Consider the following 14,598-nt stretch of genomic DNA (forward strand, 5'->3'; position numbering starts at 1 on the left):
ATGACTCATCCATCGACTCCGCGACACCTGCTGCAACAACCGTTGCTGTCCCTGCTGCTGCTGGCCTTCGCGCCATGCGCCGCCGCCCAAACCATCCCGGCCGTGCCCGATGCGGGTGCCATCCTGCGCCAGTTGCAGCCGGCCACGCCCACCAATGCGCCAGCCAATGCGCCAGCGCTGCGCATCGAACAGAAAGAGGGCGCGCCGCTGCCCGCCAGCGCGCCATTTCTCGTCACGCGCATCGATATCGCCGGCAACAGCGCATTCGATACGGCCACCTTGCAGGCGCTCGTCGCCAGCGCCCACGGCACGACCCTGTCGCTGGAGCAGCTGGGCGAACTGGCCGCCCGTATCACCAACTACTACCGCGTCAACGGCTATCCGCTGGCGCGCGCCATCGTGCCCGCCCAGACCATCCGCCAGGGCATCGTGCGCATCGAGGTACTCGAAGCGCGCTATGGCCAGGTGGGCATCGCCAACCAGAGCGACGTCAGCGATACCTTGCTGAACGCCACCCTGGCGCCGCTGCAAACGGGCCAGACCATCAGCCAGGCGGGGCTCGACCGCAGCTTGCTGCTGCTGTCCGACATGCCGAATGTCGCCATCACGGCCACGCTCAAGCCCGGCGCCGAAGTTGGCAGCTCCGACCTGCTGGTCGATGCCTGGTCCGGCCCTGGCGTGGGAGGCAATGCTTTCCTCGATAACAATGGCAACCGTTACACGGGCCGCGCCCGCGCCGGCGCCACCTTGTACCTGTACAACCCGCTGCACCAGGCCGACGTGGCCAGCGCCAGCGTGCTCAGCTCGGGCAAGGGTATGTACTATGCCCGTCTCGGCTATGACCTGCTGCTGAACGGCGCAGGCACGCGCGCCGGGGTGAGCATGTCCGCCTTGCGCTACCGCCTGCAAGGCGCCATGCGCCCGCTGCAAGCGCATGGAACGGCCCAGGTCGCCAGTGGCTGGTTGCGCCATCCGCTGCTGCGCAGCCGCGATGCGAACATGTCTGTCCAATTGCAATACGACCAAGTCCATCTGCGCGACCGCATCGATGCCAATGCCATGCGCAGCGACCGTCGCCTGGATAACTTGAGCGCCACGCTCGGCGGCGACGTGCGCGATGCCGCCCTGGCTGGCGCCCTCACCAGCTGGAGCGTGGCCGCCACCGCTGGCAAGCTCGACATCAGCGACCCGCTGGCACGCTTGAATGATGCCTTCAGCGCACGCAGCCATGGCACGTACGCGAAGTGGAACGTCAACCTGTCGCGCCTGCAAAACCTGGACCAGCGCAACGCCATGTATCTGACGCTCGCCGGGCAGTGGGCGGACAGCAACCTCGATTCATCCGAAAAGATGAGCGTGGGCGGTCCGTACACGGTGCGCGCCTACGATGTGGGCGTGGCCGCTGGCGACCTCGGCTATTTTGGCAGCGCGGAATGGCGACATGCACTCAGCGCCAGCGACGCGGGACAATGGCAAGCCGTGGCCTTCATCGACAGCGCACGCGTGACGGTCAACCAGCAGCGCTGGTCGGCCGGCCCGAACAGCGCGCGCCTGCACGGCGCCGGGCTGGGCGTCAACTGGGCGGGCGGGCAGCAATGGAATGCCCGGGCATATGTCGCCAAGCCCTTCGGCAGCACGCCCGCCTTGATCGCCTCACGCAGTTCGGCCCGCCTGTGGATCGAGCTCAATCGCCACTTCTGATATGACGGTAACAGCCGGTAGCCTAGCTTTCGGCTATTGCTTGATTTAACGCAATACTTACCCACCAGCTATCCACCGCCTGTGCAGGGCTTTTCCACAGGCTTACCCACAGCAACACCAGGGGGTGCTGCAGACGAAAGACAGTTATCCCCACTTATACCAAGGCTATCCAGCATTTATCCGCAGGCTTACACACAAAGTTATCCACAATGCGCAGATAAATGCGGCTGCGATGCTGATAACCCGCTGAAATCGAAAAAAAATGAAGTGACAGGCGCATGCCAGGCGATTTGTACAAACTTGCCAACAGCTTATGCAGGCGCTTGCACACAGACTTATCCGCTACTTATGCAGCGGCTTACCCACATAGTTATCCACAAATAAAAAAGGCAGGCCGCAAGGCCTGCCTGTGTGCAAATGTGGAGATTTCGCTTATTTCTTGATCTTCACGGGACGCGTCCAGCCGTCGATGCTCACCTGGCGCGCGCGCGAAACGGTCAGCTTGCCGGCAGGCGCATCTTTCGACAAGGTCGTGCCGGCGCCCAAGGTGGCGCCCTTGCCGACGGTAACGGGTGCGATCAGCTGGCTGTCGCTGCCAATAAAAGCGTCGTCTTCGATGACGGTACGGAATTTATTCACGCCATCGTAGTTGCAGGTAATCGTGCCGGCGCCGATGTTGACCTTGGAGCCGATGGTGGCGTCGCCGATATAGGCCAGGTGATTGGCCTTACTGTGCGCGGCGATCTGGCTGTTTTTCACTTCGACGAAGTTGCCGATATGCACGTCTTCCGCCAATACCGTGCCCGGGCGCAGGCGCGCGTAGGGGCCGATGATGGAAGCGGCGCCTACGACGGCGTCTTCGATGTGGCAGAAGGGCTTGATATGCGCGCCAGCCGCCACGCTAGCGTTGATGAAGACATTGTTGGCGCCCACGCGCACGCCATCGCCCAGTTCCACGCGGCCTTCGAACACGCAACCGACGTCGATGGTGACATCGCGGCCGCAAATGAGTTCGCCGCGCACATCGATGCGGGCAGGGTCGAGCAAGGTCACGCCACGCTCGAGCAGCGCCTGCGCAATATTGTTCTGGTGAATGCGTTCCAGCTGCGCCAGTTGCACCTTGCTGTTGACGCCCGCCACTTCCCACACGGCAGCCGGGTGGGCCGAGGTGACGCTCACGCCATCGGCGACGGCTTGCGCGACGATATCGGTCAGATAGTATTCCCCTTGCGCATTGTCATTCGACAAGGCCGACAGCCATTGCTTGAGCTGCACGGTGGGCGCGACCATGATGCCGCTGTTGATTTCGCGGATGGCGCGCTCTTCCGGCGTGGCATCCTTTTCCTCGACGATGCGCACGATGGCGCCGTTATCGCGCACGATGCGCCCCAGGCCAAACGGATCGTCCTGTTCCACGGTCAGAATGGCCAGCTTGTCCTTACCGGCCGCCTGCACCAGCTGCTGCAGGGAGGTGGCGCTGGTCAGCGGCACGTCGCCGTACAGGATCAAGGTCGGCACCGTGTCGTCCAGCAAGGGCAGCGCCTGCTGCACGGCATGACCGGTGCCCAGCTGCTGCGCCTGCTCAGCGGCGTCGATCTGCACGGCATGGCTGGCGTTGTAGCCGTCGAGCAACTTCAGCACCGCTGCGCCCCCATGGCCGTAAATCACGCATAATCGGGACGGCGCCAGGCCGCGCGCCGTGTCGATGACGTGCGACAACAGCGGCTTGCCCGCCAACGGGTGCAATACCTTGGGCAGGGCCGACTGCATGCGTTTGCCCATACCGGCAGCGAGAATGACAACGTTCATAGACCGTAATTTTTATAAGTTAAGAATATGCAAAAGTTTAACATGCAGGCCCCGTCTTCCACGCCCTTTGGGCGTTTTACTTATGCAGTGCTGGCCTTGTTGCTGGTCGTCATGGCCGGCTGCAGCGGCTTGCGCCTGGCCTACAACAATGGCGATACCGTGCTGTACTGGTGGCTGAACGCGTATGTCGACCTGGACCGCGACCAGAAGGGCTGGGTACGCGACGACATCGAGAAGATGTTCGACTGGCACCGCAAGACGCAATTGAAGGATTACGTGGAAATCCTGCGCACGGGCCAGAAGCAGTTGCAAGGTAATATCACGCAGGCGGACCTGATGGCCGACTACAGTGAGATCAAGCAGCGCACCCAGGCGCTGCTGCTGAAGGCAGCGCCCGAACTGGCCGACCTGGCGCGCTCGCTCAAGCCCGAGCAAATTGCGCAGATGGAAAAGAAGTTCAAGTCAAATAATGATGATTACCGCAAGAAATACCTGAGCGGCGACCAGGAGAAACGCCAGAAACTGCGCTACAAGAAGGCCATGGAACAATTCGAACTGTGGTTCGGCAGCTTCAGCAGTGAGCAGGAAGCCATCATACGCAAGGCATCCGACGCGCGTCCGCTGAACAATGACATCTGGCTCGACGAACGCATGCGGCGCCAGCAGAATGTGTTGAATCTGGTCAAGAAAGTCCACCAGGAAAAGCTCGGCAAGGAAGCAGCCGCGGCCTTGGTCACGACCCTGATCAAGGACAGTTTCGAGCGCCTGGAACACTCGGAGCGCAAGGCTTTTTTTGACAGTTACGAAGCGAGCACGGCGCAAATGGTCTTGACGGTGATCAAGATCACCACGCCGGCGCAAAAAGCCCACGCCATCAAGCGCATGCAGGGCTGGATCGACGATTTCAATTCCCTGGCCAGCGCGCCCAAATAGACAGGTAGCAGCAGCAGGGGAGGTGGGGCCATATGCTATAGTGGCCGCCATCGAATTGAAGAAATCCCCATGCAAAAGAAGATTAAAAAACCCGCCAAAGTCCCCGTCCACCATGCGCCGCCACCGAACCAGGTGCGCATCATCGGCGGGCAGTGGAAGCGCTCCGTGCTGCCTGTTTTGCAGGCACTGGGCTTGCGCCCGACACCGGACCGCGTGCGCGAAACCGTGTTCAACTGGATCAATCACTTGCGCGATGGCGACTGGGCCAACGCCCAGGTGCTGGACCTGTTCGCCGGCAGCGGCGCACTGGGCTTCGAAGCGGCCAGCCGCGGCGCCGCCGCCGTCACCATGGTCGATACGCATACGCCCGTAATCCGCCAGCTGGAAGAAAACAAGACGAAATTGCGTGCCGACAACGTGCAACTGCTGCGCGGCGACGCCCTGCTGACGGCGCAAGGTCTGGCATCGCGCGGTCAGCGTTTTGACCTGATCTTCCTCGACCCGCCTTACCAGCAGGATTTCCTCGCCAAAGTGTTGCCCTTGTGCGCCAACCTGCTCAAGGAAGGCGGCATGGTCTACGCGGAATCGGGCTTGCCACTGGTCTTCGACGACAGCAATGCACTGGAAAAACCCGAGTGGATGGCGCCCTGGGAAGTCATCCGTGCCGACAAAGCGGGCACCGTTTATTATCATTTGCTAACTTACAACAAAGTGCCGTCAACTACCTGAATCTGCCTATAAATAAGGCAAAAAGGCTCCCTGCCCCGAGGCGCAGCACCAATTTCAGGCATAATGCGCGTCTATATTGGTGCATCGTTAGGGAGCCGCAATGGTTGTAGCCGTTTATCCAGGAACATTCGATCCGCTCACGCGCGGTCATGAAGATTTGGTGCGCCGCGCATCGGGTCTGTTTGACAAGCTGATCGTCGGTGTGGCTGACAGCAAGAACAAGCAACCGTTTTTCTCGCTCGACGAACGCCTGGAAATCGCCAACGAAGTACTCGGTCATTACCCGAATGTGCAAGTGGAAAGCTTTTCCGGCTTACTCAAGGATTTCGTGCGCAAGCATGAAGCGCGCGTCATCGTGCGCGGCTTGCGCGCCGTCTCCGACTTCGAATACGAATTCCAGATGGCGGGCATGAACCGCTACCTGCTGCCCGATGTCGAAACCATGTTCCTGACGCCCTCCGACCAGTACCAGTTCATTTCGGGCACCATCGTGCGCGAAATCGCGGCGCTGGGCGGCGACGTCTCCAAGTTTGTCTTCCCCTCGGTGAACCGCTGGCTGCAAAACAAGATTGCCGCCAACGCTGCATCATCGCAATAAGTAAGAGTGAAATCATGGCATTACTGATCACCGACGAATGCATCAATTGCGACATTTGCGAGCCCGAGTGCCCGAATGACGCGATCTACATGGGCGCGGAAATCTACGAAATCGATCCCAACAAGTGCACCGAATGCGTGGGCCACTTTGACGAGCCGCAATGCCAGCAAGTGTGCCCCGTCAGTTGCATCCCCTTCAATCCCGCCTGGCGCGAAAGCCCGGAGCAATTGATGGCCAAGTACGAACGACTGCAAGCTGAACTGCCTGCGGCAAAAACCTAAGCCTTTCTCCCACGCCACTGTCCGTGGCGCCAGCTTCTGCCAACTGTTCTACACTGTGTGCTGACTTATCCACAGCCCATGGTTTCCACGGAGGTAGAAGATGCAAATAAGCACATCCCGCTTGGGCCGCTCCCTGGCCGCCGCCTGTCTGTGCGCGGGCCTGTGCGCCGCCCTGGCACAACCAGCGCTGGCCGTTGAAGTGGGCGGCGTCAAGCTGGACGACACGGTGCAACTGGCCAGCCGCGAACTCAAGCTCAACGGCGCCGGCGTGCGCTACAAGGTCATCTTCAAGATCTATACGATCGCACTATACTTGCCGGAAAAGAAAACCCAGTTGGCCGACATCCTGGCGCTGCCCGGACCACGGCGTTTAGAGATCGTCATGTTGCGCGACATTAGTTCCGACGAGCTGGGGCAATCCTTCATGCAGGGCTTGAAGCGCAGTTCCGACCAGGCCGACCGCACACGCCTGCTGAGCCAGACGATGCAGTTCGGTGCCATGTTCGCCATGGTGCCCGGCCTGAAAAAGGGCGACATCCTGACCGTGGACTGGCTGCCGGAAGAGGGGACGTTGTGCAAGCTGAACGGCAAGCAGGTGGGCGACACCGTGCCGGACCTGGCCTTTTACAATGCGCTGCTGAAAATCTGGATCGGTATCCATCCGGCCGACACCTTATTGCGCGCGCATTTGCTGGGCGACGTGGCGTAATCGGCTGGCGGCGGGCGTAAAAAAGCCGGCTCACGCCGGCTTGTCATTGTGCAACAGTTGATCGCTCAGGCGCGCGTCGACAGGGCGCGCAATTCGGCCGCATTGCTGGGCGACACGCCATCCATCTTGCCCAAGGTGCGTTGCAAGGCTTGCGCTTCGCGCATCTGCTGGCGCGCCAGGCGCTCTTCGCGGCTCAGCTTGGGACGCACCAGCAGCAGCATGGCGCGGGCGATGCCCACCAGCAAAGGCTTGAACAGCAGGGCGAATGCGCCCACGGCGACGATTACCAGCACGAGTTGCAGGGCATTCAGCAGGGAAATCTCCAGCACGGGTGCGGAAACTGCGTACAGGGCGGAGGCGAAGGTAGACATACTGTTCCAGTGCATTATAGAATTTGCCAGTACTATAGTGCAGTGCAACATATAAATCTAATTCCATTTCTTGATACCATTTATATGAATCGTGAATGGAAAAATGTATTATTTTTTTGACGAGTGAAAATATTCGTGCCCGGCGCGGTTTACACTCTGAAGTAATCAATTCAACTTTTATCTTGGGCTTTCCATGAGTTTTCTGACGCTGGATCTGAACTTGCTGCGCGTTTTCGACGCCGTCATGACGGAACAAAACCTGACGCGCGCAGCCGGCCACCTGGCGATGACGCAGCCGGCGGTATCGAACGCCATCAAACGCCTGCGCGAGAGCCTCGGTGACGAATTGCTGATCCGCACGGCGTATGGCGTGAAACCCACGCCCCGCGCCGAAGCGCTGTGGCCGTCCGTGCGCTCGGCCCTGGCCAGCTTGGAAGCGGCCGTCACGCCGGAAACCTTCGACGTGTCGAAGACCCACGCCACTTTCCGCATGGCCATGGCCGATGCGACCGCCGCCTTCTGGCTGCCTTCCCTGATGCGCTCGATCGAACGCGAAGCGCCGGGCGTCAACGTGCGCATGATGCCACTGACCACGCGCGAACCGCGTCCCATGTTGCTGCGCGGCGATATCGACTTGGCCGTGGGCTTCTTTCCCGGCGTGGCAGCGCAATTGTCGAGCGAAACGGGTTCGCCCATCCGCCATGAGCGCCTGTATTCCGGCAAGTATGTGTGCGTGATGCGGCGCGGTCATCCGCTGGCCGACAAGGAACTGACCTTGGATAACTATTGCGCGGCGAACCATTTGTTGGTGAGCTTTTCCGGCCGCGCGCATGGCTTGATCGACGAGGCACTGTCGCAGATCCACCGCGAGCGGCGCATCTTGTTGACGGTCAACCAGTTCTTCACGGCCGGACGCGTGGTGGCCAATTCCGACCTGATCACGGTCTTGCCGCGCCACCTGATCGCTTCGACGGGCATGACGGAGTCGCTGCTGTACAAGGACTTGCCATTGACCTTGCCGGCCGTTCACCTGGATATGCTGTGGCACGAGCGCGATGCGCGCAGCCCCGCCCACAAATGGCTGCGCAACCACCTGGAAAGCATGAACACGCCCACCTTGCGCACGGCCACGGCGGCCGGCGGCGGCGTGGCACCCAAGCCGCATATTGAGTAACCGTAACCGACTCAAGAAAAACGCCTGATGATGACTCATCAGGCGTTTTGCTATGCATGGTTGCTGGAGCGATAACCGATACGGAAACCGCCCCAGTGCTTGCCATCGACGTGGATGGGCACGGATAAATCGTGCATGACTTCGCCCGTGTCGCGCTTGTACGTCTGCAACAGGAACGGCTTGGTATTGCTGCCGCAGCGTTTGCCCGTGCGGTCGCTGAAGATGCGCTTGGTGCGGTTATTCACTATATCGGTGGCGTAGTCGCCCGTCAGGGGCTGGGAAAACTTCTTGTTGTGCGTTGGAAAGTATCCATTGGTGTCGACGGCGCCCGCATACGCCAGATGGGGCAGGGCGGCCAGCACGCCTTCCTGCAGGTCCGGCAACACCTTGTCCGTAAATGCGTCGAACTTCGTGTTGTGCTTGGGCGGATTGGTATTCGGGATGGGCCGGTAATGGCGGTCGAACAGGGCTTCGCGCGTGATGCGCCCGGAAGCGATGGCTTGCTCGAACAGTTTGCCCACCTCGCGCGCCGCGCGCTGGGCCGCTACACGGATCTCGTCGTGCGGCGTGGCTACGCTCGATTCACCGAGGGCGCTGGCAATCACTTCGGCCCGCTCGGCCAGCGCCATGGCCGACTGCGTGGCGCGCGGCAATTCGGCATTCGTCGACAGCATGCTGTCGCGGATTTGCAGGATGGCGTCGGTAATCAGCTGCGTGGTGTCGACGTGTTCGCGCGAGGCGCGGGCGATTTGCCCGATCGCGTCTTCCGACACGCCCGACGATTCCTCGATATGGCTGAGCGAGGCATGCACGCTTTCCACATTACGCGCCGCTTCCGTCACGCCCGCCGCCAACGAAGTCATGCCGCGCGCGGCTTTTTCCGACTGTTCATTGATTTCGCGCACCATCACGCTGATTTCATCGGAGGCTTCCTTGGTGCGCTGCGCCAATTGCCGCACTTCACCGGCCACCACGGCAAAACCGCGTCCGTGTTCGCCGGCGCGCGCAGCCTCGATGGCGGCGTTCAGCGCCAGCAAGTTGGTGCGCGCGGAAATATCGGAAATGGCTTCCGTAAAGCCGGTGATGCGTTTGGATTTGTCCTGCAAGCTCAGCATGTTGCTGGAGGCGCCTTGCGCTTCCTCGCGTGCGTTATTGATGCGGCGCAAGCCCTGATCCACTTCGGCGCGCGCCGCCACGCTTTCCACGCGCACGCCGGCGGCCACCTTGGCGGCCCGTTCCGCATTGTCGGCGATCTTTTCCGTCATCGCGGCATTTTGTATGGAACTGTCGGCGATGTCGCTGGCCGTGCGCACATCGAGTTCCACCTTCTGTTTGACGGAATCGACAAAATACGAGGTTTCCGCCGCGCCGATCATGATGGCGTCGATGGCATTGCCCACCGTGTCGGCGAACTGGTGCAAGCCCGGCTCACCGCGCGGGCGGTCGGAGAACGCCAGTAGCGCGGCGCCAACGGCGGCGGCCACGCAGGCAATCAGATAGGGATGGTCGCCGCCCGATAGCAGCAGCAGATAGGCCAGGCAACAGGCCACGGCCATGGCCAGGATCGTGAATACAAGGAAACGCACCAGTTGGTGCTGCAACTGCTTCATTTGTCCCCCGCTGCGCGAACCCGTCACGTCCCGGCGGGACGTGCTGTAACCGTATGCGGGTGGGCACGATTGCCCACCTTGCACCCTGAACGTAACGTCTGCGCGGCGTTTCAGGCGGCTACCGGATAGCAGTGTGTAGTTCTACCCTACAACAATTGTTCCGATAGCTCAATCAGAAAAGTGGGCTGGCTACACCGAGGTCACTTAATTGGCAATTTGGTGGTGTTTTTGACCTCTTCCATGACGGCATAAGTGTGGGTTTCCCGCACACCTTTTTGCAGCAAGGTCTTACCCAGGAATTCGCGGTAGGCCGCCATGTCCTTGACGCGCGCTTTGACCAGATAATCGAAGCCGCCAGCCACCATATGACATTCCAGTACCTCTGGAATGATTTGTACGCTATGCTTGAAGGCGTCGAACACTTCCGGCGTCGTGCGATCGAGCACCACTTCGATGAAGACCAGCAGCGACACGTCGAGCAGCTGCGGGTTCAACTGGGCCGTATAGCCCATGATGTAACCGGATTCGTGCAACTTGCGCACGCGCTCCAGGCAGGCGGCCGGCGACAGGTTCACGCGCGCGGCCAGCTCCACATTGCTGATGCGTCCATCGCTCTGCAATTCCATCAAGATTTTCTTACTGATCTTGTCCAGCATTACCATCACCCCCAAATTAATATTATTTGGTTAAATTGTCGCATCAAAAACTATCTATTGCTAGCCCCCTGTATTACCAGAATTAATCCATAAGAATCCCCTTTACAATCGAATCATCTTAACGTCCGACTTTCTGTATTTTTTTGCACCAAAAAAGAGCAAGAATTACGTCAGTTTTCGTCCCCATTTCCTTGTAAAGAGCACTTATGCACCCTGCAGGCCCCTCGGCTTTTACCCTGATTCCTTTTGCTGCGTTCCAGGCAGAAATCCTGCCCGAAGCGACACCCCAACGCGCCGCCATCACCGCCGCCTATAGGCGCGACGAGGTTTCCGCCGTGCAGTGGCTGTTGCAACAAGTGCGCGCCAGCAGCACCGAAACAACGGCCGAGGGACAAGCGCTGGCGCACCGCCTGGTCTCGAACGTGCGCCACAAACGCACACGCGCGTCCGGTGTCGATGCACTGATGCACGAGTTTTCGCTATCGTCGGAAGAAGGGGTTGCATTGATGTGTCTGGCTGAAGCGCTGTTGCGTATACCCGACAGTCAAACGGCTGATCGCCTGATCGCCGACAAAATCAGCAAGGGCGACTGGCGCAAGCATCTGGGCGAATCGCCGTCCCTGTTCGTCAATGCCGCCACCTGGGGCTTGCTGATTACGGGAAAATTGGTCAGTACCAGCAGCGAATCGGGTCTCGGTTCGGCGATGAGCAAGCTCATCGCCAAGGGTGGCGAACCGCTGATACGCAAGGGCGTCGACCTGGCGATGCGCATGCTGGGCAATCAGTTCGTGACGGGCCAGACCATCGAGGAAGCCTTGAAAAACAGCCGCGAGAATGAAACGCGCGGCTACCGTTACTCGTACGACATGCTGGGCGAGGCGGCCCTGACGCAACAGGACGCCGCCAACTATTACGCCTCGTACGAAACGGCGATCCATGCCATCGGCAAGGCGTCGAACGGGCGCGGCATCCGCAACGGCCCCGGCATTTCCGTGAAGCTGTCGGCCCTGCACGCGCGCTACAGCCGCGCCCAGCGCGCCCGCGTCATGGAAGAATTGCTGCCAAAAGTCAAAGCGCTGCTGTTGTTGGCAAAACAGTACAACATCGGCTTCAATATCGATGCGGAAGAGACGGACCGCCTGGAATTGTCGCTCGACTTGATGGAAGCTCTGGCGTTCGATACAGACCTGGCCGGCTTCGACGGCATCGGCTATGTGGTGCAGGCGTATCAAAAGCGCTGCCCTTTCGCCATCGATTTCCTGATCGACCTGGCGCGTCGCAGCGGTCGCAAGTTCATGGTGCGCCTGGTCAAGGGCGCGTATTGGGATGCGGAAGTCAAACGCGCGCAAGTCGATGGCCAGGAAGGCTATCCCGTCTACACGCGCAAGGTCTACACGGACGTTTCCTACCTCGTGTGTGCGCAAAAACTGCTGGCTGCCAGCAAGCTGATCTATCCACAATTTGCCACGCACAACGCGCAAACCCTGTCGACCATCTATACCTGGGCGAAGCGCGATGGCATTACCGACTACGAGTTCCAGTGCCTGCACGGCATGGGCGAAACCCTGTATGACCAGGTCGTCGGCGCCGATAACCTGGACAAGCCGTGCCGCATCTACGCGCCCGTCGGCTCGCATGAAACCCTGCTGGCCTACCTGGTGCGCCGCCTGCTGGAAAACGGCGCCAACTCCTCCTTCGTCAACCAAATCGTCGACGAAAGCGTGGCCATCGATAGCCTGATCCGCGATCCGCTGGAGCAGGCGCGCCTGCAGGGCGGCTTGCCGCACCCGTCGATTCCGCTGCCGCTGGACCTGTTTGGCAGCGAGCGCAAGAACTCGGCCGGCCTGGACCTGTCGAATGAAGACACCTTGCGCACCCTGGCCACCGGCCTGGCACAGCAGCAGCAATGGCAGGCAGCGCCGCTGATCGATGGCGCCGTCAGCCTGAATGGCCCCACGCATATGTTGCACAATCCGGCCCAGCACGACGATGTCGTGGGGAAAGTCATGGAAGCCGGTCCGGCCGACGTGGAAACGGCCCTGGCCAGCGCCAGCGCCTACGCCATGGATTGGCAAACCACGCAACCGTCAATGCGCGCGCAAGCCTTGCAGCGTGCGGCCGACCTGTTTGAAGAACATCACATCGAGCTGATGGCCCTTGCCGTGCGCGAAGCGGGCAAGTCGCTGCCAAACGCGATCGCGGAAATCCGCGAAGCCGTCGACTTCCTGCGCTATTACGCGGCGCAGGTGGAACACGCGCCGAACACCCTGGCGCTCGGTCCCGTCACCTGCATCAGCCCGTGGAACTTCCCGCTGGCCATCTTCACGGGCCAACTGGCCGCCGCTCTGGCGGCAGGCAACGTGGTGCTGGCCAAGCCGGCCGAGCAAACGCCGCTAATCGCCCACCGCGCCGTGCAATTGCTGCATGCGGCGGGCGTGCCGCGCGGTGCGCTGCAATTTTTGCCTGGCAGCGGTGAAATCGTTGGCGCCGGCCTGTGCAATGACGCGCGCGTGAAAGGCGTGATTTTCACGGGCTCGACGGAAGTGGCGCAATTGATCAACCGCAACCTGGCTGCGCGGGCCGTGGCCGATGGCATCGATATTCCCCTGATCGCCGAAACGGGTGGCCAGAATGCCCTGATCGTCGATTCGTCTGCCTTGCCGGAACAAGTGGTGCAGGACGTGATGTCGTCCGCTTTTGATAGCGCCGGCCAGCGCTGCTCGGCCTTGCGCGTGCTGTTCCTGCAAACGGAAATCGCCGACAAGACCATCCACATGCTGAAAGGCGCGATGCAGGAGTTGCGCGTTGGCAATCCTGACCGCCTGGCAACCGATATCGGTCCCGTCATCGATGCGGAAGCGCAAGGTAACTTGCTGGCGCACATCAACAAGATGAAAACCATGGCCATCGACCATTATTCGCTCGATTTGCCCACAGTTAAAGGCACGTTTGTCGCGCCGACCGTGCTGGAAATCAAGTCGCTGGCGCAATTGACGCAGGAAGTCTTCGGTCCCGTGCTGCACGTGATCCGCTACAAGCGGTCCGAACTGCCGCAACTGGTGCAATCGATCAACGACAGCGGTTATGGCTTGACCCTGGGCATCCATACGCGCATCGATGAAACCATCGATTTCATCACCAAGCGCGCGCACGTGGGCAATATCTATGTGAACCGCAACATCGTCGGCGCCGTCGTCGGTGTGCAGCCGTTCGGCGGCGAAGGCAAATCGGGCACGGGACCGAAAGCCGGCGGCCCCCTGTACCTGAAGCGTCTGCAGCGCAATGCGCCGGCCGGCGCGCAGCACCAGCGCCAGGCGCCGCCCGCGCTCGATGCGCTGACCGTATGGGCCAAGATGCATGGCTACGGCAAGGTCGAACAGCTGGCGCAGGAATACGCACGCACGACCTTGCTGGGCAGCACTACCGTTTTGCCAGGCCCGACCGGCGAGCGCAATACCCTGAGCTTTGCCGCACGCGGCACAATTCTGTGCGCGGCAGCCACCTCCGGCGCGCTGATGAATCAGCTGGCGGCCGTGCTGGCCACCGGAAACCAGGCCCTGGTGCTGGCGCAAGCGCCGGATCTCATCCCCGGCGACTTGCCGGCAGCGCTGAAAGACCGCATCCAGGTTGTCAGCAGCCTGGAGTCGGTCAAGCATGATTTCCAGATCGCCATGATCGAACCTAGCCTTGATGGCCAGCTCAAACCTCTGCTGGCGGCCCGGGAAGGGGCCTTGGTGGGCACCATCGCCACCACGCAGGAGGATGTCATCCCCCTGTGGCGCCTGGTCGCTGAGCGGGCGCTGTGCGTTAATACGACGGCAGCCGGTGGAAATGCCAGCTTGATGATGCTGAGTGTCTAAAATTTAAGCAGATAATCAAGGCAAAAAGGGCAGAACCGCTGGTTCTGCCCTTTTTTTTGGTTCATCGCACTTTGCCGGGGAACGCATCCTTGATTTTAAGGAAGAAGTATGCCGAGTCCCGGAAACCGTAAGCCATCCGCTTGATAACTTTGATGCGGTTGTTGACA

The 14,598-nt window shown here is 60.6% G+C and carries 13 protein-coding genes; 8 read left to right on the plus strand and 5 right to left on the minus strand.

Annotation, left to right across the window (positions count from 1 at the left end; translation table 11 throughout):
• Entirely contained in the window at window positions 1–1,701 is a 1,701-nt protein-coding gene (locus ACP7DE_RS27530; RefSeq protein WP_426075097.1) for a ShlB/FhaC/HecB family hemolysin secretion/activation protein, read from the plus strand.
• A 432-nt stretch (window positions 1,702–2,133) separates the two neighbouring features.
• Here the strand turns inward: ACP7DE_RS27530 and glmU are convergent, their stop codons facing one another.
• Window positions 2,134–3,510, minus strand: a complete 1,377-nt coding sequence (gene glmU, locus ACP7DE_RS27535; protein ID WP_426075098.1) for a bifunctional UDP-N-acetylglucosamine diphosphorylase/glucosamine-1-phosphate N-acetyltransferase GlmU — start codon at window positions 3,508–3,510, stop codon at window positions 2,134–2,136.
• A 27-nt stretch (window positions 3,511–3,537) separates the two neighbouring features.
• Between glmU and ACP7DE_RS27540 the strand changes: the two genes are divergently transcribed.
• The 5 genes from ACP7DE_RS27540 (at window position 3,538) to ACP7DE_RS27560 (ending at window position 6,760) form a co-directional block, all read left to right on the plus strand.
• Entirely contained in the window at window positions 3,538–4,443 is a 906-nt protein-coding gene (locus ACP7DE_RS27540) for a DUF6279 family lipoprotein (RefSeq protein ID WP_426075099.1), read from the plus strand.
• A 69-nt stretch (window positions 4,444–4,512) separates the two neighbouring features.
• A complete protein-coding gene (gene rsmD, locus ACP7DE_RS27545; protein WP_426075100.1) occupies window positions 4,513–5,172 on the plus strand; it encodes a 16S rRNA (guanine(966)-N(2))-methyltransferase RsmD in 660 nt (219 codons plus the stop codon).
• 100 nt (window positions 5,173–5,272) lie between these two features.
• Complete coding sequence (gene coaD, locus ACP7DE_RS27550; protein ID WP_034752633.1) at window positions 5,273–5,770, plus strand: pantetheine-phosphate adenylyltransferase; 498 nt, start codon at window positions 5,273–5,275, stop codon at window positions 5,768–5,770.
• Between the two features lie 14 nt (window positions 5,771–5,784).
• Window positions 5,785–6,051 carry a YfhL family 4Fe-4S dicluster ferredoxin gene (locus ACP7DE_RS27555; RefSeq protein ID WP_034752637.1) on the plus strand — a complete coding sequence of 89 codons (267 nt, stop codon included), beginning with the start codon at window positions 5,785–5,787 and terminating at the stop codon, window positions 6,049–6,051.
• A 100-nt stretch (window positions 6,052–6,151) separates the two neighbouring features.
• Window positions 6,152–6,760: a chalcone isomerase family protein gene (locus ACP7DE_RS27560; RefSeq protein ID WP_426075101.1), complete on the plus strand. Its 609-nt coding sequence runs from the start codon at window positions 6,152–6,154 to the stop codon at window positions 6,758–6,760.
• 65 nt (window positions 6,761–6,825) lie between these two features.
• Here ACP7DE_RS27560 and ACP7DE_RS27565 read toward each other — a convergent pair whose 3' ends face one another.
• Window positions 6,826–7,131 carry a hypothetical protein gene (locus ACP7DE_RS27565; RefSeq protein WP_426075102.1) on the minus strand — a complete coding sequence of 102 codons (306 nt, stop codon included), beginning with the start codon at window positions 7,129–7,131 and terminating at the stop codon, window positions 6,826–6,828.
• Between the two features lie 193 nt (window positions 7,132–7,324).
• On the opposite strand from ACP7DE_RS27565, the gene ACP7DE_RS27570 reads away from it, so the two are divergent.
• Entirely contained in the window at window positions 7,325–8,305 is a 981-nt protein-coding gene (locus tag ACP7DE_RS27570; protein ID WP_034752642.1) for a LysR family transcriptional regulator, read from the plus strand.
• Window positions 8,306–8,355: 50 nt separating this feature from the next.
• Here ACP7DE_RS27570 and ACP7DE_RS27575 read toward each other — a convergent pair whose 3' ends face one another.
• Both ACP7DE_RS27575 and ACP7DE_RS27580 read right to left on the minus strand, forming a co-directional pair.
• Window positions 8,356–9,915, minus strand: a complete 1,560-nt coding sequence (locus ACP7DE_RS27575) for a methyl-accepting chemotaxis protein (protein ID WP_426075104.1) — start codon at window positions 9,913–9,915, stop codon at window positions 8,356–8,358.
• A gap of 200 nt (window positions 9,916–10,115) precedes the next feature.
• Window positions 10,116–10,571, minus strand: a complete 456-nt coding sequence (locus tag ACP7DE_RS27580; RefSeq protein WP_010393827.1) for an Lrp/AsnC ligand binding domain-containing protein — start codon at window positions 10,569–10,571, stop codon at window positions 10,116–10,118.
• A gap of 206 nt (window positions 10,572–10,777) precedes the next feature.
• On the opposite strand from ACP7DE_RS27580, the gene putA reads away from it, so the two are divergent.
• Window positions 10,778–14,431 carry a trifunctional transcriptional regulator/proline dehydrogenase/L-glutamate gamma-semialdehyde dehydrogenase gene (gene putA / locus ACP7DE_RS27585; RefSeq protein WP_426075105.1) on the plus strand — a complete coding sequence of 1,218 codons (3,654 nt, stop codon included), beginning with the start codon at window positions 10,778–10,780 and terminating at the stop codon, window positions 14,429–14,431.
• 61 nt (window positions 14,432–14,492) lie between these two features.
• Here the strand turns inward: putA and ACP7DE_RS27590 are convergent.
• The coding region (locus ACP7DE_RS27590; protein WP_426075080.1) for a transposase at window positions 14,493–14,598 on the minus strand (106 nt) is incomplete at its 5' end.

This window comes from Janthinobacterium sp. DSP2-3-3, from assembly GCF_049897325.1.
Classification (GTDB): Bacteria; Pseudomonadota; Gammaproteobacteria; order Burkholderiales; family Burkholderiaceae_D; genus Janthinobacterium.